Raw genomic sequence first — 23,824 nt, forward strand, 5'->3', positions numbered from 1 at the left:
CTCCTCCTCCCCCCCGCGTTTGGGGGGGGCTGCGGGGGGGGGGGTCGGGCGGCGGGGGGTCCGCCGGGGCCGACGCGCCGGCGGGGCATGCGCCCCCGCCCCGCCGCTGCCCCACCCCCAGCCCCTCCCCTGAAGGGGAGGGGAGCAGCGAAGGTTGCACGCGTGGCCGCCCGCACCTAAGTCCGCAGGCATGTTGACCCCAGACCAAGCCCGCGATCGCGCCGCCGATATCGTCACTCGTGCCAAGGCAGCGGGCGCCGATGCAGCCGATGCGGTCTATGCCGCCGATACCTCGCTCGATGTCGCGGTGCGGCTTGGTGCGCTTGAGGATGTCGGGCGCTCGGAAAGCGCCGAGCTCGGCCTGCGCGTGTTCGTCGGCAAGCGCTCGGCGAGCGTCTCGACCTCGGACCTGTCGGCCGATGCGCTCGCCGCGCTGGTCGAGCGCGCGGTGGCGATGGCGGGCGAGGCGCCCGAGGACGCCTGGGCCGGGCTTGCCCCCGCCGACCGGCTGATGCACGGCGCGCCGCCGCTGCTCGATCTCGACGATCTCGCGCACGGCGGCGAGGAAGCCTCGCCGACCGCGTTGCGCGATGCGGCGCAAGCGGCGGAGGATGCCGCGCGTGCGGTGCCGGGCGTCACCAACAGCGAAGGCGGATCGGCGAGCGCGGCGCGCTCGATCTGGGCGCTCGCCACCAGCCACGGATTTGCCGCCGCCTATGCGACGACGGGCTATGGCCTGTCGGCGAGCGTACTCGCCGGCGAGGGCGGCGCGATGGTGCGCGATTACGCCTATAGCTCGAAGCGCCACCGCCGCGCGCTCGAGGACCCGACCGAGATCGGCACGCGCGCGGGCAACCGTGCGGTGGCGCGCGTCAATCCCGGGCGGCTCGCGAGCGGTCCGATGAGCGTGGTGTTCGATCCACGCGTCGGGTCGAGCTTGCTCGGGCATCTGATCGGCGCGATTGCGGGCCAGGCGATCACGCGCAAGACGAGCTTCCTGCTCGATGCGCTCGGCACGCAAGTGTTTTCGAGCGGCGTCACGGTGCTCGACGATCCGCATCTGCCGCACGGGCTGCGCTCGCGGCCGTTCGATGGCGAGGGGCTGCCGGTGTCGCCGATGGCGATCATCGAGGCGGGGATGCTCGAGAATTGGCTGCTCGACAGCGCATCGGCGCGGCAATTGGGGCTCGAGCCGACGGGCCACGCTGCGCGCGGTGTCGGCGGTGCGCCGGGCGTGTCGACGAGCAACCTCCACATGGCGGCGGGCGACCTTCCGCCCGCGACGCTGATTGCGGACATCGTGAGCGGCGTGCTCGTCACCGAGCTGATCGGGATGGGCGTCAACGGCGTGACGGGCGACTACAGCCGGGGTGCCGCGGGCTTCCGGATCGAGAACGGCGTGGTCACCGGGCCGGTCGCCGAATTCACCATCGCGGGCAATCTGAAGGACATGTTCCGCGAGCTGACCCCCGCGAACGATCTCGAGTTCCGCTACGGGATCAACGTGCCGACGATCCGCATCGACGGGATGACGGTGGCGAGTGGCTGAGGCGGGACTCGCCGATGCGGTAGCAGCGGTCGCGGCCGAGGCGGGCGCGCTCGCGCTGCGGCATTGGCGGACCGATTTCCATCGCTGGGAAAAGGCGCCCAACGATCCGGTCAGCCAGGTCGATCTCGACGTCAACACGCTGCTCCATGCGCGGCTCTCGGCGCTGTTGCCCGATGCGGGATGGCTGTCCGAGGAGACCGCCGACAATGCCGACCGGCTGGCCTGCGGGCGGGTGTGGGTGGTTGATCCGATCGATGGCACGCGCGACTATATCCGCGGGCGCGATGGCTGGGCGGTGTCGGTTGCCTTGGTCGAGCAGGGCCGCGTGACAATCGGCGTGCTCGATGCGCCCGCGCGCGGCGACATTTTCCGCGCGGCGCTGGGGCAGGGCGCGACACGCAACGGCGTTCCGATCCGCGTTGGTGACCGGCGCGAGTTCAGCGGGTCGCGCGTGCCGACCGACGGTTTGCCCAAGGTGGACAGCGATCTGGTCGTGGTCGCCAAGCCCAATTCGATCGCTTTGCGGATCGCGATGGTCGCGGCGGACGAGGCCGATCTCGTGGCCACCCTGCGCTGGGGCTATGAATGGGACATCGCGGCGGCGGCACTGATCGCCGCCGAAGCGGGCGCCAGCGTGACCGACGCGTTCGGCGCGCCGCTCGTCTTCAACACGCCGAGTGCGCAGGCGTTCGGCGTGCTTGCGACGACCCCCGGGATCCACGCCGCCGCGGTCACGCGGTTGCGCGATCGCGCGCGGAGGTTGTCGGCGTGAGGCGGTTTGGCCCGGCGCTGTTGGTAGGTGCCGTCGCGCTCGTGCTGACAGCCTGTTCGTCGGGCGACGACAAGGAAGCGCGCCGCCGCTCCGCCGGGCCTTCACCGTCGCCCGCGGCGCTATTGCGCGTCGCGAGCGCGTCGGCGGGCGAGACGGTATTCGGCCAGTGCACCGCGTGCCATTCGATCGGCCGCGACGCCGCCGACCGGAGCGGGCCGAACCTGTTCGGCGTGATGGGCGCCGAAGTCGCAAACCGCCGGCCGCGTTTTCCCTATACCGGCGCGCTGCAGGCGTTCGGCGGGCGCTGGACGCCCGAGCGGATGGATGCCTGGCTCACCAACCCCAAGCGGCTGGTGCCCGGCACCGCGATGGGGTTTGCCGGGCTGGCCGATCCGCTCGATCGCGCCGACGTGATCGCCTATCTGCAGACGCAGCGCTGATGGTGGCGCCCGCTATAGCGAGCGCCCGATCAACTCCTTCATGATCTCGTTGGTGCCGCCGAAGATCCGCGTGACGCGCGCCGCGCGCCAGGCCCGCGCGATCGGATATTCGTTCATATAGCCCGCGCCGCCGTGGAGCTGGAGGCAAGCGTCCATCACTTCCCATTGCAGGTCGGTATGCCACAGCTTGGCGGCAGCGCCTTCCTCGTTGGTCAGCTCGCCCTTCAAATGCCGCGCGATCGCCCAGTCGAGATGCGCCCAGCCGACCTGCAGCTTGGCCTTGAGATCGGCGAGCACGAAGCGGGTGTTCTGGAAATCGAACACCATCCCGGCAAACGCTTTGCGCGTCTTGGTGAACTCGACCGTCTCGTCGAACGCCTTTTGCGCAGACGCCTGGACCGACACCGCGATCGACAAGCGTTCCTGCGGCAGCTGGCTCATCAGATAGATGAAGCCCTTGCCCTCTTCGCCGAGGCAATTGGTCATCGGCACGCGGACGTCTTCGAAGAACAACTCGGACGTGTCGGCGGCTTCCTGCCCGATCTTGTCGAGCTTGCGGCCCTTGCTGAACCCTGCGCGGTCGCTTTCGACGAGGATGATCGACATGCCCTTCCAAGCGGGCTTGGCGTCGGGATCGGTCTTGGCGACGACGAGCGTCAAATCGGTGTTCTGGCCGTTGGTGATGTACGTCTTCGAGCCGTTGATGACGTAGTGGTTGCCGTCCTTCTTCGCGGTGGTGCGGATCGCCTGGAGGTCGGAGCCGGTGCCCGGCTCGGTCATCGCGATCGCGGTGATCACGTCGCCCGACACCATCTTGGGGAGCCACTGCGCCTTCTGCTCTTCGGAGCCATAGGTCTCGATATAGCCAGCGACGATGTCCGACTGGAGCGAGAAGCCCGCAGGGACGCCGTTATACGCCATTTCCTCGTCGACGATGGCGTTATAGCCGAAATCGAGCCCGAGCCCGCCATACGCCTCGGGCGCGGTCGGGCAGAGCATGCCGATCTCGCCCGCCTTGCGCCAGAAATCCTTGGGGACGAGGCGGTCCTCCTCCCACTGCGTCACGTGCGGAACGCCCTCCTTCTGGAGGAACTGGCGGACGGTCTGGCGGAACGCCTCATGATCCTCGGTATAGGCAAAGCGGCCGGCGACGGTGTCGAGCGAGGACATTTCGGACTCTCCTAGGTTTCACGTTGCAACGCGTTTTTTGACGGTGTGCGGTGTCTTTACGCGAGCGTCAATCCCTCGCGTCATCCGCACGAAAGCGGGATTCCCGCTTTCGCGGGAATGACGAAGGGGGCTATGGTTGGCGAAATTGTAGGAGAGCGCATGTGAAACTGGCCAGCCTCAAATCCGGGCGTGACGGCAAGCTCGTCGTCGTATCGAACGATCTCGCCTGGTACGCCGATGCCGGCCACATCGCGCCGACGCTGCAGGCGGCGCTCGACGATTGGGACCGCGTGCTGCCCGATCTGCAGAACCTCGCGATCGATCTCGAGCATGAGACGATCCCGATGCAGCGCTTCCACGAACACAAGGCGGCGGCGCCGTTGCCGCGCGCGTATCAATGGGCCGATGGCTCGGCCTATGTGAACCATGTCGCGCTGGTGCGGCAGGCGCGTGGTGCCGAAATGCCCGAGACCTTCTGGCACGATCCGCTGATGTACCAGGGCGGGTCGGACGGGTTCCTGGGGCCGCGCGACGCGATCCCGCTCGCCGACGAAAGCTGGGGCTGCGATTTCGAGGGCGAAGTCGTCGTCGTGACGGGCGACGTGGCGCTCGGTGCAAGCCGCGAGGACGCGCTGGCGGCGGTTCGGTTGGTCGGGTTGACCAACGACGTGTCGCTTCGCAACCTGATCCCGGGTGAACTGGCGAAGGGTTTCGGCTTCTTTCAATCGAAGCCCGCGAGCGCCTTCTCGCCGGTGTTCGTCACGCCCGATTCGCTTGGCGACTGGTGGCAGGAGGGCAAGCTCCACCGCACGCTGATGGTCGATCTCAACGGGCAGCCGTTCGGGCGCGTCGCGGCGGGGGCGGACATGACCTTCGATTTCGGCACGCTGATCGCCCACGCCGCCAAGACGCGCGCGCTGGGGGCGGGGACGATCGTCGGGTCGGGCACCGTGTCGAACCGCGACGCCGATGGCGGGCCGGGCAAGGCGATCAGCGCGGGCGGCGTCGGCTATGCGTGTCTGGCCGAGCTGCGCACGGTCGAGACGATCGTCGGCGGCGCGCCGAGCACGGGGTTCCTCAAGGCCGGCGACACCGTGCGGATCTGGGCCGAGGACGACAAGCATCATCCGATCTTCGGTGTGATCGAGCAGACGGTCGGCGCGGCGTAACGCGCAGGGTGTCGCGACGACCCCCCATCCGCTTGCGTGGGTGAGGGGGGCTTCGACAGGCTCAGCCCGAACGGGCAGGGGCGGCGTCCTGGCAAAGGCTGCGCGAGATCAGTGCGCGCGGGTCGGTGCCGCGATCCGCTCGTACGGGAGCAGCAGCGGTTGCTCCCCCGTCGTCCCGCGCCAGGCGGTGATACCGTAAACGCTCGCGAGCGCTGCGTCGGTCAGAACGGCATCGGGCGTTCCGTCGGCGACGAGCCGCCCACGGTCCAGCAGGAGCAAGCGATCGCAGAAGCGCGCCGCGATCGACAGATCGTGCAGCACCACGACGATCAGCGCGCCACCGCGGGCCTGAGCGCGGAGCAGCGCCATCACGTCGAGCTGATGCCCGGGATCGAGCGCAGTAAGCGGCTCGTCGGCGATCAGCGCCGGCGCGCCGGTCGCAAGCGCGCGCGCGAGCATGACGCGCGCGCGCTCGCCGCCCGACAGATCGGTCGCGGTGCGATCGGCGAGATGCGCGGTGCCGGTATCGCGCAAAGCGGCGTCGATGGCGGCCTGATCGAGCGCACCGATCCGCGAGAACGGCCCGAGATGCGGCAACCGCCCGAGCCCGACGAGCCGTGCGACGCTGAGCGGCCAGTGCAGCGCATAGGCTTGCGGCAGATAGGCGATGTGGCGCGCGATCTGCGCGCTGCCGAGCGTCGCCACGTCGGCGCCGTCGATCGTCACGCGCCCCGCTGCGGGCGGTAGCAGCCCGAGCAGCGCGCGCGCCAGCGTCGATTTGCCCGCGCCGTTGGGGCCGATCACGCCGATCAGCGCGCCTTGCTCGAGCGTTACGTCGACCGCGTCGAGCACGCGGCGTCCGCCGAGCTCGACCGACAGCGCCTGGGTCGCGATCGTCACCACAAGCGGCGCTCCCGCAGCAGATAATGGAGGAACACCGGCACGCCGAGGAACGCGGTCAGCACGCCGAGCTTGAGCGGCGCCGACGTCGGCACGAGCCGCGTGCCGAGATCGGCGAGCGTCAACAGCGCCGCGCCGGCGAGTGCCGAGGGGATGAGGATCGCCGACGGGCTGCGATCGGTGCGCGGGCGGACGAGGTGCGGGACGATCAGCCCGACGAATCCGATGCTCCCCGCGACGGCGACTACCCCGCCGATCCCGATCGCGATGCCGAGCATCAGCCGCAGCCGGACACGCGCGAGATCGACGCCGAGCGTGCGCGCCGCATCCTCGCCGAGCGACAGCGCATCGAGCGCGCGCCCGTCCCACAACAGCAGCGTCATGCCGATCGCGACGCACGGCAGCGCGATCCACACATCGCCGAAGCTGCGATCCTCGAGACTGCCGAGCAGCCAGGTGGTGATTTCCATCGCCGCGAACGGATTGGGCGCGAGGTTGAGCGCGAGATTGATCCCGGCACCCGATACTGTCGCGACCGCGACGCCTGCGAGGATCAGGCTCAGCGTGCTCTCGCCGCGCCGCGACAGCCACATCAGTGGGAGCAGCGACAGCAAGGCGCCGGTGATCGCGAGCAGCGGCAGCACGAACGGATGCGCGGTCGCCAATTGCCAGTAGATCGCGATCACCGCGCCGAGCGCGGCGACACCCGACACCCCGAGCACCCCCGGATCGGCGAGCGGATTGCGCAGATAGCCCTGCATCGACGCGCCCCCCATGCCGAGCATCGCGCCGACCAGCAGCCCAAGCAGCGCGCGCGGCAAGCGGAGCTGGAACAGGATCGCGCGGACGATCGGATCGCCGTGGCCGGTCAGCGCGGCCCACAGCGCGGCGAGCGACAGCTGCGCCGGCCCGACGAGCAGCGAGGCGATCCCCGCGACGATCGCGAGCGCCAGCAGCAGCGGGAGAAGCCACACGGCATTGCGCGCGGGCAGAAGGTTCGGCACGGCAGACCTCGCTCAGGATCGGTCGGGCCCGTCGCGCATGGTCGGGGCGCCTCGTCCCAGCCGTAGCCGGGCGGCGAGCGAAAGCGAAGGAAATCGAACGTGCGGAGCTCTCGGATCGTGCTGGCCCTCGCAAGCCTCGTGCTGCTGGGCGCGGCGCGTCCCGCACCGGTGCCGCGGCGGATCGTCTCGCTTAATCTGTGCGCCGACCAATTGCTCGTCGGGTTGGCGGATCGGGACCAGATCGTCGCGCTGACCGAATGGGCGCGCGATCCCGAGCTTTCGGCAATCGCCCGGCAAGCGCGCGACCTGCCGTTTACGCATCGCAGCGCCGAGGAAGTGATGGCGCTGCGGCCTGACCTCGTGATCGGCGCGCCGTTCCAGACGCGCGCGGTGCTCGCGCCGCTCAAGGCGCAGGGGCTGACGCTGCTCGAGCTGCCGCGCGGCGAGGGGGTGGCGGCGATCGAGGCGTCGATCACCACGCTTGCGGCGGCGGTCGGCCATCCCGAGCGCGGCACGCGGATGATCGCGCAGATGCGGCGCGCGCTCGCGGCGGTCGGGCCGCCGCCGGGGCGCGGGCGCGTCGCGGCCTATTATCAGCGGCAGGGGTATCTGACGGGGACAGGAACGCTCGTCGACGAGATGTTCGCGCGGGTCGGGCTGGTCAATCTGGCGGGGCGGCTCGGGCGGCCGGCGCTGTCGCAGCTGTCGCTCGAGGAGATGGCGCTCGCGCGGCCCGATTTCCTGATCCTCGAGACGGGGACGCGCGCGGTTGCCGATCGCGGGACCGCGGCGTTGCATCATCCCTTGCTCGATACCGCGGTGCCGGCGGCACGGCATCTGTATATCGAGCAGGCGCAAACCGTATGTGGAAGCCCGGCGTTTGCGGATGCGGTCGCTTCGCTTGCCGCGCAGGTGCGCGGGGTGGACCGGGCAGTGGCGCGGCGGCGCTGACGCTGCGCCGCGCCTTGTCACCCCGGGCTTGTCCCGGGGTCCACCGGGAGGCCAAGCCTGTTCCCGCAGCTATCGCGGCACGGTGGGCCCCGGCACAGGGCCGGGGTGACGTTAGGGGTAACTCCTAAAACTCGATCCCCTTTTGCGCCTTCACGCCCTGCTCGCGGAAAGGGTGCTTCACCAGCGTCATCTCGGTGACGAGATCGGCCATGTCGATCAGCGCTTGCGGCGCGTTGCGGCCGGTGACGACGACGTGCGTGTCGGCGGGCTTCGCCGCGAGCACTTCGAGCACTTCCTCGACCGGCAGATAGTCGTAGCGCAGGATGATGTTGAGCTCGTCCGCCACCACCATCGCATAGGACGGATCGGCGATCATCCGCTTGACCTCGTCCCAGCCTTCGCGCGCGACCGCGATGTCGCGCGCGCGGTCCTGCGTGTCCCAGGTGAAGCCTTCGCCCATCGGCTTGAATTCGATCAGGTCGGGGAAGCGGTCGAACACCGATTTCTCGCCCGTCTCCCACGCGCCCTTGACGAACTGGATGACGCCGACCTTCATCCCGTGGCCGATCGCGCGGACCACCATGCCGAGCGCGGCCGAGGTCTTGCCCTTGCCGTTGCCGGTGTGGACGATCAGCAGGCCCTTTTCCTGCGTCTTGCTGTCGACGAGCTTGTCGCGCGCGACCTTGATCCGCGCCATCTTGGCATTGTGCTCTGCGTCGGTCCGTTCGGCCATCAGGGTGCTCCGGGGGATGAGATGCGGATCGGGTACCGCATCGCGGCGCGCGACGCCAAAGCCAAAGCGTGCGCGCCGTTGCGTTCACCAGCTGCCGCGATCGTCGTCGTCATCGCCGCAATTGTTGATCACGACATTCTCCTCGCCGCCGCCGCCAAAGCCTTCCGGGCGCTTCGTGACGCGGATTTCATCCGGGCGGCTAGGCGACCCACGGCAAGGTGACGCCGAACGCTGTCGCGATCGCCGTCGCCACGCCGATCGCCGCGAGGCAGGCCGCCCCGAACACGATCGGGCGCGAGCGCGCGATCAGCGCGATCGACAGCAGGACGATCGCGAGCTGGAGTGCGGTCTCGCCGAGTTCATAGCCTTCGCCGGCGCGCGCGGCATGCGCGCCTTCCGCGCGCAAGGCATCGCCCTTGGCCTGGAGTTGGCCGATGCCGTGGCCCGCTGCGTCGGGCGCCCGAAGGCGAGCGGCCTCGGCGGCCCAGTCGCGTCGATCGGCGGGAGCGCCACCGCCGCCGTGCGCGGCGGTCTTGAGCACCGTCTCGCGCACGATTTTGGCTTGCATATAGGCGAAGGTGTCCGACGCCTCGATGCCCTTCAACAGGCTTTCGCGCGCGCTGCCCGCCGCGGCCATGTGGATCACCGCCAAGCTTACCGCGAAACCGCCGACCATCAGCGACACGCGGTCGCGAAAGCTGCGCTCGGCGGCGCGCTCGACCCGCTCGCCCGCATCGCGTTCGGCCTCGGCGCGCTCGATGGCGTCGTCGATCAGTTCTTTTGCGTCGACAGCTTCGACCATGAGACGGTTCCGGGTGAGAGCGAAGCCGTGCCTTCTACGAGCAATGCGCCGCGCGACCCGCGTGAATTCGCTGTCATGATCGAGCGCGCCGACATTCTGCAACAATCGCGCTGGAAATCGCCGGACGCGTCGCTTATAGGCCTGCGCTTCGCCGAACGGGTGCGGGTGCACCGCCTCGATCGGCCAAGCGGGCGTGGTGAAATTGGTAGACGCGCGGGACTCAAAATCCCGTTCCTTAATCGGAGTGTCGGTTCGAGCCCGACCGCCCGCACCATCAGAACAAGGCGCGCCCGGTCTGCGCTGCGGTGGAACGTCCGAGATCGACGACGTGCGCTGCGGTGATTTCGGGCTGGTCGAAGCTCTGGCTCTCCCATTGCGAAACGATGCGTTCGACTTCGGCCGGGGTGCGCTTGCGCTTGGCGAGTGCAAAGTCGATCCACGCGCATCCCGGATTGTAATCGACCAGGCCATCCTCGAGCACGGCATCGCCGAGCACGATCGCCACCGCATCCGCCACACTGTGGCCGCCAGCGACGAGGCTCAGCGCCGAGAGGCTCTGATCGTCGGACCAATCGCGCGTGCTGGCGCCGCTGCGTGCTGCGATATCGAGCCGGGCTGCGATGAGCCGCGCGCGCAGTGGTGGCGAGAGTTTCATAGGTGGTGCCTCCCCGAACATGATCTACGTCAATCGATAGACGACACGACAGGAAGATTCCCGCCTTTCGCAGGCAGGATCGTTATCATTCCGTAAAGAAAGGTAAACAAGCCAGGTTAAGCGGCTGCCATCTCCAGCGACTCGCTGATCTCGAACCAAGCCGCTTCGGCAGTGTCGAGCTTCTTCGAAATCTGCGCGTGTTGCTTGACCAGATCGGCGGGGGACAGTCGCGCGAGCCAGGCTTCGGCGGTGCTCGGATCGAGCATTGCGCGGTCGATCGCATCGCGCTGCTTGGTCAGCTTGGCGACGAGCGCCTCGGCCTCGTGCGCCTTCTTCTGCAGCGCGACCGCGGCGGCGCTCAGTTGCGGCTTGTCGTCCTTCTTGGCGGCCTTGGTCTTGGCACCTTCGCCGCCGCCGTCGCCCGAGAGCACGAAGGCGATATAATCCTCCATGCTGCCGGCATATTCCTTGGCGGTGCCGTTATCGACCAGCACGAGCCGGTCGGCGGTGAGCTCGACCATGTGGCGGTCGTGGCTGACGAGGATGACGGCGCCGTCATAGGCGTTGAGCGCCTGGACTAGCGCTTCGCGTGCATCGACGTCGAGATGGTTGGTCGGCTCGTCGAGGATCAGCATGTGCGGCGCGTCGCGCGTGATGAGCGCGAGCGCGAGCCGCGCGCGTTCGCCGCCCGAGAGCTTGCCGACCTTCTGCGTCGCCTTGACGCCCGAGAAGCCGAAGCGGCCGAGCTGCGCGCGCACCGCGCCGGGAGTCTTGCCCGACATCATCCGCGTCATGTGCTCGAGCGGGGTGTCGTCGCCGTCGAGTTCCTCGACCTGATACTGCGTGAAATAGCCGACGCGCATCTTGCCGCTGGCGTTCATCGCGCCGTCCATCGTCGGGAGCTGCGCCGCGAGCAGGCGCGCGAGCGTGGTCTTGCCGTTGCCGTTGCGTCCCAACAGCGCGACGCGGTCGTCGGGATCGAGCCGCAGGTTGAGCCGCTGGAGGATCGGCTTTTCCGCGTAACCGACCGCCGCCATGTCGAGCGTGATCAACGGCGGGCGGAGTTCCTCTGGCGACGGGAATTCGAACGACAGCGTCGGATCCTCGGCCATCGAGGCGATCGGCTGCATCTTGGCGAGCATCTTCTGGCGGCTCTGCGCCTGCTTGGCGGTCGAGGCGCGGGCCGAGTTCTTGGCGATATATTCGCTGAGCTTTGCCCTTTGCGTATCCTGCGCGGCCTTGGCGGCGGCGAGCTGCGCGACGCGTTCGGCGCGCTGGCGCTCGAAGCTGTCGTAACCGCCGGTGTAGAGATGGACCTTGCCGCCCTCGAGATGGAGGATCGTGTCGACCACATTGTTGAGCAGATCGCGCTCGTGGCTGATGACGACCATCATCGCCGGGTAGGATTTGAGGAAGTTCTCGAGCCACAGCGTCGCTTCGAGATCGAGATGGTTCGATGGCTCGTCGAGCAGCAGCAGGTCAGGCTCGGAGAACAGCAGCGCTGCAAGCGCGACGCGCATCTTCCAGCCGCCCGAGTAGGAATCGAGCGGGCGACCCTGCATTTCCTCGTCGAAGCCCAAGCCCACCAGAATGCGCGCGGCGCGGGCAGGGGCGGTATAGGCGTCGATCGCGGTGAGGCGCTCGTAGATCACGCCCATGCGGTCGGGATCCTGGCAAGTCTCGGCCTCTTCGAGCAGCGATGCGCGCTCGGTGTCGGCGGCGAGCACGGCTTCGACCGGGGTGGTCGTTCCCGAGGGGGCTTCCTGCGCGATATAGCCGATGCGCGTGCCGCGCGGCATCTCGATCTCGCCGAGATCGGGCTCGAGCTGGCCGATCATGACCTTCATGAGCGTCGACTTGCCGGCGCCGTTGCGCCCGATCAGCCCGACGCGGCTCTTGGGCGGCAGCGCCGCGCTCGCACCGTCGAGGATCGCGCGCCCATCGAGGCGCACCGTGATACCATTGATATTCAGCATCGGCGGCCCGTAGCAGATTGTTGCGTTGCACCCAAGTGTCCGCCACGACGTTGTGCAACAAAGCCTGTGGAGAGCCTGAATGAGCGTCGCCTTCCGCCGCGAGAGCGACGAAGAACATCTGGAACCCAAGTTCGAACGGCCGATCGCGCCGGGACCGAACCTGGTGACGCCGCGCGGGTTGGCGCTGATCGGGGCGAAGGTTTTGGAGCTCGAAGCGGCGGTAGCGGGCGCGTCGGCTGAGGACCGCGACGCGGTGCTGCGCGAGCTCCGCTACTGGCACACGCGCCAGACGACCGCCGAGGAGGTCGCGGCGCCCGCAGAGGGTGAGGTCGGCATCGGAAGCCGCGTGACCTATCGGCTGAACGGCGTCGAGCGCAGCGTCGAGATCGTCGGCGGCGACGAAGCCGATCCGGCGGCGGGCAAGATCGGCTATCAGGCCCCGCTCGCGCGTGCGCTGATCGGTGCGGAGGTCGGCGAGCGGGTCGATTTCGCGGGGAAGGACGAGGCGATCGAGGTGATTGCCGTCGCGGTGACGGACGTAGCCTAGTCGGCGGACGCGAGCCTTTCGCGCAGTCCAAACCCGTCACCCCGGGCTTGTCCCGGAGTCCACCATGCGGCGTGAAATGCCGGGGCCATGGGTGCATCCCAGTGGACCCCGGGACAAGCCCGGGGTGACGGCGGAGGGGGCGTGTGGTCTCCCGATCAGCGCAAAACTGGCTCCGGGACCTTCACCTGACCCGCCTGCAACGCCGCCTCAGCCTCCGCCATATACTCCCGCGTCAGCGGCAGCGCGCGGCGGTCGCGGATCAGTTGCACTTGGTAGTTGCACATCACGCCATGCTTGAACGCCGCCATCGCCCCGGCGAGGTAGAACACCCACATCCGGTAGAAGCGCGCATCGAACATCGCCTCGATCTTGTCGCGGTTGGCGACGGCGCGATCATACCAGTGGCGGATCGTCAGCGCGTAATGGACGCGCAGCGTCTCGACATCGGCAGCGATCAGCCGCACCGATTCGCTCGCGCCGACGATCTCGGACAGCGCCGGGTTGTAGCCGCCGGGGAAGATATACTTGGCGGTGAACGGATCGGTCTGGCCGGGGCCGCCCATCCGCCCGATCGTGTGGAGCAGCATCACGCCGTCCTCCTCGAGCAACGCGCGGCATTTGTGGAAGAAGGTGCGGTAGTTGGGCACGCCGACATGCTCGAACATCCCGACCGAGACGATCCGGTCGAACCGCCCGGTCAACTCGCGATAGTCGATCAGCTCGAACTTCACCCGATCGGCGACGCCGGCTTCCTCGGCGCGGCGGCGGGCGGTCTTGAGCTGTTCCTCCGACAACGTGATGCCGAGCACGTCGACGTCGGCGACGCGGTTGAGATACAGCGCCATCCCGCCCCAGCCGCAGCCGATATCGAGCACGCGCTGGCCGGGCCGCAACTGCAGCTTGGCGGCGATATGCGCCTTCTTGTCGAGCTGCGCCTGTTCGAGCGTGTTATCCTCGTCGGTGAAATAGGCGCAGCTATATTGCCGGTCGGCGTCGAGGAAGAGATCGTAGAGCCGGTCGCCGATATCGTAATGATGCGCGACGTTCTGCTTCGACTTGCCGATGCGATTGAGCTGGCGCAGTCGCGCGGTGCTTGCCGCCCAGGCGAGCTTGACCGGGTTCTTGGTGCCGATCGTGCTGCGGCCGTCTTCCCAGCGGCCGTTGCCGCGGATCAGGTCGATCATCCCGGCGATGTCGTCGTTATCGACGAGCAGCCGCCCGTCCATCCAGGCGAGCGCGGCACCGAGCCGCGGATGGCGCGCGATATAGGTCGCGACGTTCTTGTCGGCGAAGCGCAGCGTGACGGGGCGGAACGCGGGATCGGGCGTGCCGTAGTGATAGCGCGTGCCATCGGCATCGATGATCGTCAGTTCGCCGCGCTTGACGAGATTTTTCGCGAACCGGTCGAACAGCCACATCGCACATACGCTCCATACTCTGACACCTTGTCGCCTGGCGCGTCGCGGCACCCGACGGGCGGCGCGGCGAAGGTCAGGCGCGGGCTGGTTGGATCAACCGTGCCCGTCTCGGCTGGCCCGCGCAAGGCGGCGTACGCCGCTGATCACCGCGCGAGCGTGATCCGGGCGACCAGCCCGCCGCCGTCGCGATTGGCGAGCGTGATGTCGCCGCCGGCATCGCGCACGATCGTCCGGGCGAGCGCGAGACCGAGGCCGATGCCCCCGGTCGCCTTGTTGCGCGACGTCTCGAGCCGCGTGAACGCTTCGAACACGTCGCCGAGGCGGTCGGCGGGAATGCCGGGGCCACGATCGCACACCAGGATCGCGACCGACTGCGCGCTCGCGGTGACGCTGACTTCGACCGCGCCGGCATATTTCAGCGCATTCTCGATCAGGTTGCGCAGCGCGCGGCGCATCAGGCCGGGGCGCAGCCGCATGCGGATGCGCTCGCTTTCCTCGAACACGACCTCGTGGCCGATTTCGCGGAAATCCTCGACGACGGCATCGACCAAAGCCGCGAGATCGACTTCGGTCGGCGGCTCGCTCGGGCGGCCGAGCCGCGCGAGCGACAGGATGTCGTCGAGCATCCGGTTCATCTCGGCGATCGTCTCGGCCATCCTGGCGCGATCGGCATCGTCATCGACCGATTCGACGCGGACGCGCAGCGAGGCGAGCGGGGTGCGCAGATCATGCCCGATCGCGCCGAGCATCCGGTCCTTCTCGTCGAGCATCGCAGTGACGCGCAAGCGGAGCGCGTTGAACGCTGCGATCACGTCGCGCACGTCCTGCGGCCCGGCGGCGGGGACGGGGTCGGTCTTGGCACCCGGCTGGAAGCTGCGCGCTGCCTCGGCAAGCCCGCGCAACGGCCGCGAGATCCGCCGCCCGGCCCACAGCAACGGCACCAGCACGACGATGTAGAGGATCGCGGTCTGCGCCATCAGCCGCCAGAAAATATCCGAATCGTCGCGCGTCCACGGAAGGTTGAGCACGAACCACTGTCCGCCCGGGCGCTCGACCGCGACTTGCAGCTCGGCGCCGCCGCGCAGCAGACGATCGACGCGCTGTGCGCTGACATAGCGCAGCCGCGGATCGTTGCGCTGGATCGGCAGGACTTGCGTCTGGATGCGCGACGCCTTGACCCCGGCCTCGGCAAGCGCGGCGCGAAGCGCGGTTTCGACTTCGGCGACATGCTCGCCGCCGGGCTGGATCGGCGAGCGCGGCGCGAGATGGATCCGGCTCCAGCCCGAACCGCCGCCGACGCGCCGCCCCGCGGCGATCCGCTCGTCGGCATCGATGATTCGCGTGACCACCGGACCGGTCGCCTGGTCGAGCCGCGCGCGGCGGCGGTCCTGCAGCGCGAGCGTGAAATTGATCGCCTGCGCGACGAACAGCGCGATCGCGATGAGCAGCGCCATCTGCCCCGAGAGGCTGCGCGGGATCGCCCGCAGGCGCGTGATCCTCAAAGGCGCGTCACTTCGGCGGCGAGCGTATAGCCGCCGCCCCACACCGTTTTGATCAGCTCGGGCGCCTTGGCGTCGGCCTCGATCTTGCGGCGCAGCCGGCTGATCTGGTTGTCGATCGCACGGTCGAACGCGGCGGCCTCGCGGCCTTGCGTCAAATCGAGCAACTGGTCGCGCGTCAGCACCTGGCGCGGGCGCGTGACGAGCGCGTGGAGCAGATTGTACTCGCCGGTCGAGAGCGGCACCGAAACGCCCTCGCGGTCGACCAGCGTGCGCTCGCCCGACTTGAGCACCCAGCCGGCAAAGGCGAACGATCCGCTTTCGGGCGCATGCTGGCGCGTTCCGCCCGCCGCCGCACGTCGCAGGATGACCTTGACGCGCGCCGCCAGCTCGCGCGGCGAGAAGGGCTTCACGACATAATCGTCGGCGCCCATTTCGAGCCCGACGATACGGTCGGTCTCTTCGGTCCGCGCGGTGAGCAGGATGACGGGGACTTCGCCGCTCTCGCGGATGTGGCGCGTGAGCGACAGGCCGTCTTCGCCGGGCATCATGATGTCGAGGATGACGAGGTCGATCGCATAGGCCGTCATCCGCGCGCGCGCGCCCTCGGCGTCGCCGGCTTGTGTCACGCGGAAACCCTGCCGCGTCAGATATTGCGCGAGCGGTTCACGGATCGAGCGTTCGTCGTCGACGAGCAACAGATGCGGCGTGTCTCCCATCGGTTCGCTGCTTAGCATGGTGTGGCGCTCTTGAAAGGGGATGCCGGGCGAGCAGGGGGAGGCTCGCCCGGCGTCCGGGCCAAGGGGAAAAGGCCCGGATCAGTTGCCCGGCGCGGCTGGCGCGGGGGAAGGGGGCGCCGGTGGCGGCGCGATCGCGTCGGCGGGATCGGCGCGGCCACCGGGACCGCCGGGGCGCATCGCGCGCGCGCGGTCCATCCAGGCGGTGAGCTCTTCGCGCGAGATCTGGCCGTCCTTGTTGGCGTCGATCCGGTTGAAGCGCGTGTCGGCCTGCGCGAGGAATTCGGCGCGCGAGATCTTGCCGTCGCCGTCGGTGTCGCCGCGCGTCATCATGCGGGCGCCCGGGCCCTTCATTTCGTCGGTGGTGAGGAAGCCGTCCTTGTTGGCATCCATCGCGGTGAAGCGCGTGGTCGCCTCGGCGGTGGCCTCGGCGCGCGAGATCACACCGTCGCCATTGCTGTCGGCGGTGCGGAACATGCCGCCGCCGCCTTGTGCCACCGCAGCGGCGGTGGCGAGCGCGGCGACCGTCGTCGCGACGAAGAAGCGCGTGAGGGACATGGCGGTAAACTCCTGTGCTGGCTGGGCGGGGCGCCGTTCCTTGACGCCGGTTATGCGCGGCGATCTGTCGCGTCGCTGTGCCGGAAGATGCGGCAAAGTGTCGCAATTTGTCGCAACGCTTCTCCCCTCCCTGGAAGAGCGTTGGGTGAACAGTGCCCCGCACTGTTCAGGTCGTGCCGGGGGCACGACCGACCCAACGCTGGGCCGGGGGTGGGTCGGCCCGTGGAGAAGTCGACGCCAGCATTAGGCCGACCCACCCCCAACCCCTCCTTTCCAGGGAGGGGAGGAGAAGGCGGTGCGGCGCGCCCTATCCGAAGATCGCGACGCTCTGCATGCCTTGCGCGATCGGCACGCCGTCGGCGTTCCACAGCATCATCGTCTGGCTCGATCCGCCATTGACCGCATGCTGCGACTCTGCCGAGAGCAGCCACCAGCCGTCGGTCGTCGCGGGCGTCGGCGTGAGGAGATTGACGATCCACGTCACCGAACTCAACGGCACGAACTCCTTGCCGAACAGCTTGAACGCCGCGGGCGGGAGCGCGTCGGCGAGCGCGAGCACTTCGACCATCGGGTCGATCCCCGCATAATCGCGCAGCCGCGCCCAGCGCAGCCATTCGGCCTCGCCCGGCGCTTCGGCCTTGAGATCGAGGAAGTTGAAGTTGCCGGTGAAGAATTCGTCGGGACCGGTATAGAGTTTTGCATCCGCTGCAGGCGGCGGCAGCGTGGCGGCGAGCCCGCCGCTGAGCGCGACGCGCGACGGCTGTTCGGCCATGAACACGAACACCGCGCGATAGCCGAGCCCGGCGTCGGAGACGATATCGGCCTGGATGAAGGCGGCGGTGCGGCCGCGGCGCAGCTTGGTCGCGGTGACGCGCACGTCGCCCGACAGCGGCCCGATGAACGACACTTGCGCCGAGCGCAGCGGTGGCAGATCGGGCTCGATCCCCTGCGCGGCGTGGAGCGCGAGCGCGCTCGACAGGCCGCCATAGGCGGTGCGGCCCTGCAGCCAGTCGCTCGGGATCTGTGCGCTGAAGCCGCCCTCGATCGGCGTCGCGGCGGCGAGGATTTCGCGGATCGGCGTCATGCTGCGGTCTCCGCCAGACGATCGCGCAAGTCGCGCTTGAGCACCTTGCCGATCGCACTGCGCGGCAACTCGTCGATCGCGTGGAGCGCCGACAGCCGCTGCGTCTTGCCGAGCTGGGCGTTGGTCCAGTCGAGGATCTCCGTGATGCTCGCATCGACCCCGGTATGCGGTACGTAGAAGCCGACCGGCGTTTCGCCCCACGCCTCGGACGGAACGCCGATCACGCTGCAATCGGCGACCGCGGGATGCGTGCGCAGCACCGCTTCGAGATCGGTCGGATAGATGTTGAAGCCGCCCGAGATGATCAGGTCTTTCTTGCGGTCGAGTAAGGTGAGGAAGCCGTCGGCATCGAAGCGCCCGACATCGCCGTGGCGGATGTAGCGGTTGCCCTCGGCGTCGTACCATTCGGCGGCGGAGGTGGCGTCGCTGCGGCCGTGATAGCCCGTCATCATCGCCGGCGAGCGGCCGACGACTTCGCCCATCTCGCCTTGCGGGACTTCGTTGCCGTCGTCGTCGATCAGGCGGATGTCATGGCCCTCGATCGGTCGACCGACGGTGTGGAGCTTGTCGGGAAAGCCGTTCGCGACGAGCAGGCACGTCCCGCCGCCTTCGGTCATCCCGTAATATTCGACGAGCAACCCGGGCCAGCGTGCGAGGACGTCGGCCTTCAGCGCGGCGGAGAAGGGTGCCGAGGTGCAGGTCTTGAAGCGGAAGCTCGCGAGGTCGAAGCTGTCGAAATCGGGGAGCGCCATCAGCCGCTGATATTGGACCGGCACGAGCATGGTGTGCGTCGCGCGGTGGCGCTCGGCGAGCGTGAGATAGCCGCGCGCGTCGAACTTCTTCATCAACACGACGGTGCCGCCCCAGCCGAGCGTCGGCAGTAAGCTGACGAGCGTGGTATTCGAGTAAAGCGGGGTGGCGATCATCGTCACCGCACTCGCAAAGCCCGCGGCTTCGTTGCGGCTGATATGCGCCCAGCGCATCGCGTGGCTCTGGACGATGCCCTTCGGCGTGCCGGTGGTGCCCGACGAATAGATGATGTTGAAGCCGTCTTTGGGCCGGATCGTGACGGGCGCGGGGCGCGCGCCTTCGGGCGCGAGCCAGCTGCCGAGCGATTTGAGGCGGACGAGCTTGCCGGGGATGTGCTGGTCGGCGAGCGCTGTCGCCGCGTCGGCATCGACGAAGGTGATCGGCGCGGCGCAATCGGCGATCATCGCGACGATGCTTTCGGGCGTGCCCGAAGGCGCGAGGGGCGTTGCGAGGCAGCCGGCGCGGAGCGCGCCGAGAAACACCGCGGCATAATCGATGCTGGCCGAGGCGACGATCGCGACCGCCTGACCCTGTGCCACGCCGTCACGCTGGAGCGCCGCGGCGATGCGGTCCATCAGCGCGTCGAGGCTGACATAATCGAGCTCGCCGTCGGCCTCGGCGAGTGCGACCTTGTCGCCTTGCTCGGCCGCGTGCGCGCGGATCAGGTCGGGCAGCGCGGCGAAGTCGCCGGCAAGCATCTCGGCAGCGGTCATCGTGTCTCTTTTTGCAAGTCCATGGCTTCGATTCGCTAGTCTAGCTGACGGAAAAACGCCATACGCGATCTTCGAAAATAGATTTGGGGGGATGCCATCATGCTGTTCTACGACGCCGCCAACCCAGCGCCCAATCCGCGGCGCGTGCGGATCTATCTTGCCGAAAAGGGCTTGAGCGTGCCGAGCACGACGCTGTCGATCCGCGACATGGAGCATAAGGGCGCGGCGTTCCTCAAGGTCAATCCGCTCGGGCAGATCCCTGCACTGGAGCTCGACGACGGCAGCGTGATCACCGAGAGCATCGCGATCTGTCGCTACTTCGAATGTCTTCATCCCGAGCCCGCCATGTTCGGCCAAGGCGCGCGCGGCGCGGCTGCGGTCGAGCAAGCGCTGCGGCGCGTCGAATTGCGGATGGGGTCGCCGTTGACGCAGGTGTGGCTGCACACCCACCCGTTCACCGCGCGCGTCGTCAAGCCGCAATTCCCCGATTATGGCGAGACGCAGCGGCCGCGCGTGCTCGAGGCGATGCGCGAGTTCGATGCTGCGCTGACCGGGGGCGCGTGGCTCGACGGAGCGGACTATTCGATCGCGGATATCGTGCTGCTGACGACGATCGATTTCGCGGGGTTCGTGGGGATCGCGGTGCCCGAGGAACTGGGCGCGTTGCGCGACTGGCATGCCCGGGCGAGTGCCCGCCCGAGCGCCAGCGCGTAAGGCTTGCGGTCCCCCCGGCTTGAGGCCGGGGGGAGGCGTCTTACCCGAGCACCTTCGCGGTCTGCCCGAACAGCACCTTCTTGGCTTCCTCGGTCATCGGCTTGTTCTCGCTGATCGCCGCGCCCTTGGCATAAGCGGCGACGGTCGCGGGCCGCGCGGCGATCGCGTCGAACCAGCGCTTGAGATTGGGCGTATCCTCGAGCGTCTGGCCCTGGCGCTCGTACGGCACGATCCACGGGTAGCAGGCCATGTCGGCGATCGAATATTCACCGGTGATGAAGTCGCGGCCCGCGAGCCGGCGGTCGAGCACGCCGTACAGCCGGTTGGTCTCGTTGACGTAGCGGTCGATAGCGTAGGGGATCTTCTCGGGCGCATAGCCGCTGAAATGGTGGTTCTGGCCGAGCATGGGTCCGAGGCCACCCATCTGCCACATCAGCCACTGCACCGTCTCGGTGCGGCTGCGCAGGTCGGTGCCGATGAATTTGCCGTATTTGTCGGCGAGGTAGAGCAGGATCGCGCCCGATTCGAAGATCGCGATCGGCTCGCCACCAGCGGCGGGATCATGGTCGACGATCGCGGGCATGCGGTTGTTGGGGGCGATCTTGAGGAAATCGGGCTGAAACTGCGCGCCCGCGCCGATGTTGACGGGCACGATGCGATACTCGACCCCGGCTTCCTCGAGGAACAGCGTGATCTTGTGGCCGTTCGGGGTGGGCCAATAATGCAGGTCGATCATGCGCTTGCTCCTGTGGTGTCGCGCTCCAGATGGGAGAGCCGTTACGCGTCCGCAACTGCCGCGGTCGCAGCCGGCGCACGGCTGGTCACTTTCCACGCGACGACGCCGAGCGCGCATGCCGCAAGCGCTGCGGCGAGCAGGAAGGCGGCGCCGGGAAAGCCGTGCTCGACCCCGGCGGCGAGCGTCTGCGTCATTAGCAGCGGACTGACGATCGCGGCGACGCTGCCCAGACTCGCGAGCCCGCCCTGCAACGCGCCCTGCCGATCGGGGCCCGCCATTCGCGACAGCAGGCCGTTGATCGCCGGGCCGATAAAGCCCGACAGCGCGGCGAACAGCATGATCGCATAGGCCTGCCATCCCGCGGTGATGAAGGCGAAGGCGAGGAAACCGCTCGCCCCTGTCGCGAGGCCGATCACCAGCGCGCGCCGGTCGCCGATCCGCCCGATCACCGGCGCGACGAGCAGGCCCTGCACCAGCGCCATCACCAGCCCGACATAGGCAAGGCTCAGCCCGATCGCGGTGGGGCTCCAGGCGAAGCGGATCGTCGCCCAGAACGCCCAGGTCGCGGGGTAGACCATGTGCGCGAGCTGCCACAGGACGCAGACGATCAGCAGCGGGACCGCGCTGCGATTTTCGAACAACGGCTTGAACGCGCCGACGATATGCGCGTCGCGCCAGCGGAACGGGCGGCGATGCTCGCGCGCGAGCGATTCGGGCATCGCAAACGCCATTGCCGCGGCGTTGGCGAAGGCGAGCATCGCGGCGGCGATGAACGGTGCGCGCGGCCCGAGTCCGGCGATCAGCCCGCCGAGCGCGGGGCCGATCACGAAGCCGATGCCGAACGCCGCACTGACATAGCCGAACGCCGCGCTGCGCTTTTCGGGTGGGGTGACGTCGGCGATCACCGACGACGCCGGGCCATAGACCGCGCCCGCCACCCCCGCGATCGCGCGGCCGAGGAACAGCCAGGCGAGCGTCGGGGCGAGCGCCATCAGCGCGTAGTCGGCACCGAAGGCGAGCATCGAGGCGATCAGCACCGGGCGGCGGCCAAACCGGTCGCTCAAATTGCCGAGCACCGGCCCCGCGACTAACTGCGCGAGCGCGAAGGCGACGAGCATATAGCCGGCGATGCGGGTGGCATCGTCGATTTCGACATGGCCGAGCCGGGTGATCAGCGCCGGTAGCACTGGGAGCACGATGCCGAAGCCGATCGTGTCGATCAGCACGGCAGCGAGCACGATCGGCACGGCGCGGTTGGCGAACGGCATGGTTTGGCTCCCCCTGCGACGAGCTTACCGCGATTTGGAGCAGGGTAAACACCGCTTCTCGCGTCGGTCGTCGTCGCTTTAGCCCTCTCCCGCTTGCGGGAGAGGGTTGGGTGAGGGGCTTCTTTTGCCTGCGTGTTTTCGGCACCGGAAACGAGGGCCCTCACCGACTGCGACTAGGGCCACGCTGAAGGAGCGCGACCCAAGTCTCCGTTGCCTCTCCCGCTTGCGGGAGAGGATATGCGCATGCCGATCGCATCAATCGCTCTTCCCATCGGCTTCATTCTGTCGTATCGCGCCGCCATACCCGATCTTCAGATTCTTTCTGAAAGGATAGCTTTCATGGCAACCGCGCCCGAACTCGACGCTCCAGTAGCCCCGCTCGACGCGTTCCGCGCCGAAGTGCGCGAATGGCTCGCCGCCAATTTCCCGGCATCTCTGAAGGGTCACGACATCAGCCTGTCGGTGCTCGAGGGCCCGACCGATCTTTCGCCCGACCAAGCTGCGTGGCAGGCGGCGATGGGCGAGAAGGGCTGGGGCGTGCCGAGCTGGCCCAAGGCGTATGGCGGCGGCGGGCTCGACAAGGCGCAGATCCGTGTCCTCAACGAGGAAATGGCGCGCGCGGGCGCCTGGAACCCGATCGGCGGGATGGGCGTGATGATGTTCGGGCCGACGCTGCTCGAATATGGCAATGAGGCGCAGAAGCAGGAGCATATCCCCGCGATCGCCAAGGGGCTGGTGCGCTGGTGCCAGGGTTATAGCGAACCCAATGCCGGCTCGGACCTCGCCAACGTCCAGACCTTCGCCGAGGATGCCGGCGACCATTATATCGTCAACGGCCAGAAGACCTGGACGAGCGGAGGGCAATGGGCCGACAAGTGCTTCGCGCTCGTCCGCACCGACAAGAGGCAGAAGCATGGCGGCATCAGCTTCCTGCTGCTCGACATGACCGCGCCCGGCGTCGAAGTCCGGCCGATCGCGATGATCTCGGGCCAGTCGCCGTTCTGCGAGACCTTCTTCACCAACGTGAAGGTGCCCAAGGAAAACCTCGTCGGACGCGAAGGGCAGGGCTGGGAAATCGGCACGCGCTTGCTCCAGCACGAGCGCAGCAGCCTGTCGGGTGGCGGCAGCGCGTCGCGGCTGTTCGCCGGCAATCCGATGGGGAAGCTCGCCAAGGAATATCGCGGCGAGGATGATAAGGGCCGCGTTCCCGACAGCGATTTGCGGATGCGGATCGTGCGGCACGAGATGGACAGCCGCGCCTTCGCGCTGACGCTGCGCCGTGCGGCGCTCGAGGCGAAATCGAACCAGGGGCCGTCGGCCGCCACCTCGATCATGAAGAATGTCGGCGCGCGCATCACGCAGGATCGTGCCGAACTGTCGATCGAGATCATGGGGATGGCCGGGCTCGGCTGGGAAGGCGAGGGCTTCAGCGAGGACGAGCTGACCCAGACGCGCACCTGGCTGTGGGGCAAGGCCGTGTCGATCTACGGCGGATCGACCGAGATCCAGAACAACGTGATTTCGAAGCGCATCCTCGGGATGCTCGACCACCAGTAATGCAAGGATAGGCTGCCGCGTGTGACGCGCGGCGGGCCGGAGAGGGGCGGGGTGAAGGATGG

General features: G+C 68.3%; 24 protein-coding genes and 1 tRNA gene. 10 read left to right on the forward strand and 15 right to left on the reverse strand.

Annotated features, from left to right (window positions below; all coding sequences use genetic code 11):
• Window positions 1–190: 190 nt before the first annotated feature.
• From ACP7C5_RS13295 to ACP7C5_RS13305, 3 genes are read left to right on the forward strand one after another with little or no spacing between them, the layout of a single operon-like run.
• Window positions 191–1,549 carry a TldD/PmbA family protein gene (locus ACP7C5_RS13295; RefSeq protein WP_426264627.1) on the forward strand — a complete coding sequence of 453 codons (1,359 nt, stop codon included), beginning with the start codon at window positions 191–193 and terminating at the stop codon, window positions 1,547–1,549.
• Entirely contained in the window at window positions 1,542–2,321 is a 780-nt protein-coding gene (locus tag ACP7C5_RS13300; RefSeq protein WP_426264628.1) for a 3'(2'),5'-bisphosphate nucleotidase CysQ, read from the forward strand. Before ACP7C5_RS13295 ends, ACP7C5_RS13300 begins: the two co-directional genes overlap by 8 nt.
• Window positions 2,318–2,761, forward strand: a complete 444-nt coding sequence (locus ACP7C5_RS13305) for a c-type cytochrome (protein WP_426264629.1) — start codon at window positions 2,318–2,320, stop codon at window positions 2,759–2,761. Before ACP7C5_RS13300 ends, ACP7C5_RS13305 begins: the two co-directional genes overlap by 4 nt.
• 12 nt (window positions 2,762–2,773) lie before the next feature.
• Here ACP7C5_RS13305 and ACP7C5_RS13310 read toward each other — a convergent pair whose 3' ends face one another.
• Window positions 2,774–3,931 carry an acyl-CoA dehydrogenase family protein gene (locus ACP7C5_RS13310; RefSeq protein WP_133186941.1) on the reverse strand — a complete coding sequence of 386 codons (1,158 nt, stop codon included), beginning with the start codon at window positions 3,929–3,931 and terminating at the stop codon, window positions 2,774–2,776.
• A gap of 161 nt (window positions 3,932–4,092) precedes the next feature.
• Here ACP7C5_RS13310 and ACP7C5_RS13315 point away from each other — a divergent pair, with 161 nt between their 5' ends.
• Complete coding sequence (locus tag ACP7C5_RS13315; protein WP_426264630.1) at window positions 4,093–5,100, forward strand: fumarylacetoacetate hydrolase family protein; 1,008 nt, start codon at window positions 4,093–4,095, stop codon at window positions 5,098–5,100.
• Between the two features lie 108 nt (window positions 5,101–5,208).
• Here ACP7C5_RS13315 and ACP7C5_RS13320 read toward each other — a convergent pair whose 3' ends face one another.
• The gene (locus ACP7C5_RS13320; RefSeq protein WP_426264631.1) at window positions 5,209–6,003 is read right to left on the reverse strand and encodes an ABC transporter ATP-binding protein; all 795 of its coding nucleotides are present in this window, start codon (window positions 6,001–6,003) and stop codon (window positions 5,209–5,211) included.
• Window positions 5,997–7,004, reverse strand: a complete 1,008-nt coding sequence (locus ACP7C5_RS13325; protein WP_426264632.1) for a FecCD family ABC transporter permease — start codon at window positions 7,002–7,004, stop codon at window positions 5,997–5,999. The genes ACP7C5_RS13320 and ACP7C5_RS13325 overlap by 7 nt, the downstream gene beginning before the upstream one ends.
• Window positions 7,005–7,103: 99 nt before the next feature.
• Here ACP7C5_RS13325 and ACP7C5_RS13330 point away from each other — a divergent pair, with 99 nt between their 5' ends.
• Window positions 7,104–7,955 carry an ABC transporter substrate-binding protein gene (locus ACP7C5_RS13330; protein ID WP_426264633.1) on the forward strand — a complete coding sequence of 284 codons (852 nt, stop codon included), beginning with the start codon at window positions 7,104–7,106 and terminating at the stop codon, window positions 7,953–7,955.
• A gap of 124 nt (window positions 7,956–8,079) precedes the next feature.
• On the opposite strand, the gene cobO is transcribed toward ACP7C5_RS13330, so the two are convergent.
• Window positions 8,080–8,688, reverse strand: a complete 609-nt coding sequence (cobO, locus tag ACP7C5_RS13335) for a cob(I)yrinic acid a,c-diamide adenosyltransferase (protein ID WP_133186949.1) — start codon at window positions 8,686–8,688, stop codon at window positions 8,080–8,082.
• A 21-nt stretch (window positions 8,689–8,709) separates the two neighbouring features.
• On the opposite strand from cobO, the gene ACP7C5_RS13340 reads away from it, so the two are divergent.
• A complete protein-coding gene (locus tag ACP7C5_RS13340; RefSeq protein WP_426264634.1) occupies window positions 8,710–8,910 on the forward strand; it encodes a hypothetical protein in 201 nt (66 codons plus the stop codon).
• Here ACP7C5_RS13340 and ACP7C5_RS13345 read toward each other — a convergent pair.
• Complete coding sequence (locus tag ACP7C5_RS13345) at window positions 8,888–9,490, reverse strand: DUF4337 family protein (RefSeq protein ID WP_426264635.1); 603 nt, start codon at window positions 9,488–9,490, stop codon at window positions 8,888–8,890. The genes ACP7C5_RS13340 and ACP7C5_RS13345 overlap by 23 nt on opposite strands.
• Before the next feature lie 187 nt (window positions 9,491–9,677).
• Between ACP7C5_RS13345 and ACP7C5_RS13350 the strand changes: the two genes are divergently transcribed.
• A tRNA-Leu gene (locus ACP7C5_RS13350) sits at window positions 9,678–9,764 on the forward strand.
• Here ACP7C5_RS13350 and ACP7C5_RS13355 read toward each other — a convergent pair.
• Complete coding sequence (locus ACP7C5_RS13355; RefSeq protein WP_189676717.1) at window positions 9,765–10,145, reverse strand: hypothetical protein; 381 nt, start codon at window positions 10,143–10,145, stop codon at window positions 9,765–9,767.
• Window positions 10,146–10,261: 116 nt separating this feature from the next.
• Window positions 10,262–12,121, reverse strand: coding sequence for an ABC-F family ATP-binding cassette domain-containing protein (locus ACP7C5_RS13360; RefSeq protein ID WP_426264636.1), 1,860 nt, complete (start codon window positions 12,119–12,121; stop codon window positions 10,262–10,264).
• 79 nt (window positions 12,122–12,200) lie between these two features.
• On the opposite strand from ACP7C5_RS13360, the gene ACP7C5_RS13365 reads away from it, so the two are divergent.
• Complete coding sequence (locus tag ACP7C5_RS13365) at window positions 12,201–12,668, forward strand: GreA/GreB family elongation factor (RefSeq protein ID WP_426264637.1); 468 nt, start codon at window positions 12,201–12,203, stop codon at window positions 12,666–12,668.
• Between the two features lie 155 nt (window positions 12,669–12,823).
• On the opposite strand, the gene ACP7C5_RS13370 is transcribed toward ACP7C5_RS13365, so the two are convergent.
• The 6 genes from ACP7C5_RS13370 to ACP7C5_RS13395 all read right to left on the reverse strand — a co-directional run bounded on the left by ACP7C5_RS13370 (window position 12,824) and on the right by ACP7C5_RS13395 (window position 19,487).
• The gene (locus ACP7C5_RS13370; RefSeq protein WP_426264638.1) at window positions 12,824–14,086 is read right to left on the reverse strand and encodes a class I SAM-dependent methyltransferase; all 1,263 of its coding nucleotides are present in this window, start codon (window positions 14,084–14,086) and stop codon (window positions 12,824–12,826) included.
• Window positions 14,087–14,229: 143 nt separating this feature from the next.
• Entirely contained in the window at window positions 14,230–15,540 is a 1,311-nt protein-coding gene (locus ACP7C5_RS13375; protein WP_426264841.1) for a HAMP domain-containing sensor histidine kinase, read from the reverse strand.
• A gap of 44 nt (window positions 15,541–15,584) precedes the next feature.
• Window positions 15,585–16,304 (reverse strand): response regulator, encoded by a 720-nt coding sequence (locus ACP7C5_RS13380; protein ID WP_133186967.1) that lies wholly within the window; start codon window positions 16,302–16,304, stop codon window positions 15,585–15,587.
• A gap of 99 nt (window positions 16,305–16,403) precedes the next feature.
• Window positions 16,404–16,880 carry an EF-hand domain-containing protein gene (locus tag ACP7C5_RS13385; protein ID WP_426264639.1) on the reverse strand — a complete coding sequence of 159 codons (477 nt, stop codon included), beginning with the start codon at window positions 16,878–16,880 and terminating at the stop codon, window positions 16,404–16,406.
• Window positions 16,881–17,187: 307 nt separating this feature from the next.
• Window positions 17,188–17,964 (reverse strand): thioesterase family protein, encoded by a 777-nt coding sequence (locus ACP7C5_RS13390; RefSeq protein ID WP_426264640.1) that lies wholly within the window; start codon window positions 17,962–17,964, stop codon window positions 17,188–17,190.
• Window positions 17,961–19,487 carry a class I adenylate-forming enzyme family protein gene (locus ACP7C5_RS13395; RefSeq protein ID WP_426264641.1) on the reverse strand — a complete coding sequence of 509 codons (1,527 nt, stop codon included), beginning with the start codon at window positions 19,485–19,487 and terminating at the stop codon, window positions 17,961–17,963. Before ACP7C5_RS13395 ends, ACP7C5_RS13390 begins: the two co-directional genes overlap by 4 nt.
• Before the next feature lie 99 nt (window positions 19,488–19,586).
• Here ACP7C5_RS13395 and ACP7C5_RS13400 point away from each other — a divergent pair, with 99 nt between their 5' ends.
• The gene (locus ACP7C5_RS13400) at window positions 19,587–20,201 is read left to right on the forward strand and encodes a glutathione S-transferase family protein (RefSeq protein WP_426264642.1); all 615 of its coding nucleotides are present in this window, start codon (window positions 19,587–19,589) and stop codon (window positions 20,199–20,201) included.
• 40 nt (window positions 20,202–20,241) lie between these two features.
• Here the strand turns inward: ACP7C5_RS13400 and ACP7C5_RS13405 are convergent, their stop codons facing one another.
• Both ACP7C5_RS13405 and ACP7C5_RS13410 read right to left on the reverse strand, forming a co-directional pair.
• Window positions 20,242–20,937 carry a glutathione binding-like protein gene (locus ACP7C5_RS13405; protein WP_426264643.1) on the reverse strand — a complete coding sequence of 232 codons (696 nt, stop codon included), beginning with the start codon at window positions 20,935–20,937 and terminating at the stop codon, window positions 20,242–20,244.
• A 41-nt stretch (window positions 20,938–20,978) separates the two neighbouring features.
• Window positions 20,979–22,205: an MFS transporter gene (locus ACP7C5_RS13410; protein WP_426264644.1), complete on the reverse strand. Its 1,227-nt coding sequence runs from the start codon at window positions 22,203–22,205 to the stop codon at window positions 20,979–20,981.
• Window positions 22,206–22,544: 339 nt separating this feature from the next.
• Here ACP7C5_RS13410 and ACP7C5_RS13415 point away from each other — a divergent pair, with 339 nt between their 5' ends.
• Window positions 22,545–23,762 (forward strand): acyl-CoA dehydrogenase family protein, encoded by a 1,218-nt coding sequence (locus tag ACP7C5_RS13415; protein ID WP_426264645.1) that lies wholly within the window; start codon window positions 22,545–22,547, stop codon window positions 23,760–23,762.
• Window positions 23,763–23,824 lie beyond the last annotated feature (62 nt).

Origin of the sequence: Sphingomonas sp. PWP1-2 (assembly GCF_049898305.1) — a bacterium.
GTDB lineage: Bacteria > Pseudomonadota > Alphaproteobacteria > Sphingomonadales > Sphingomonadaceae > Sphingomonas > Sphingomonas glacialis.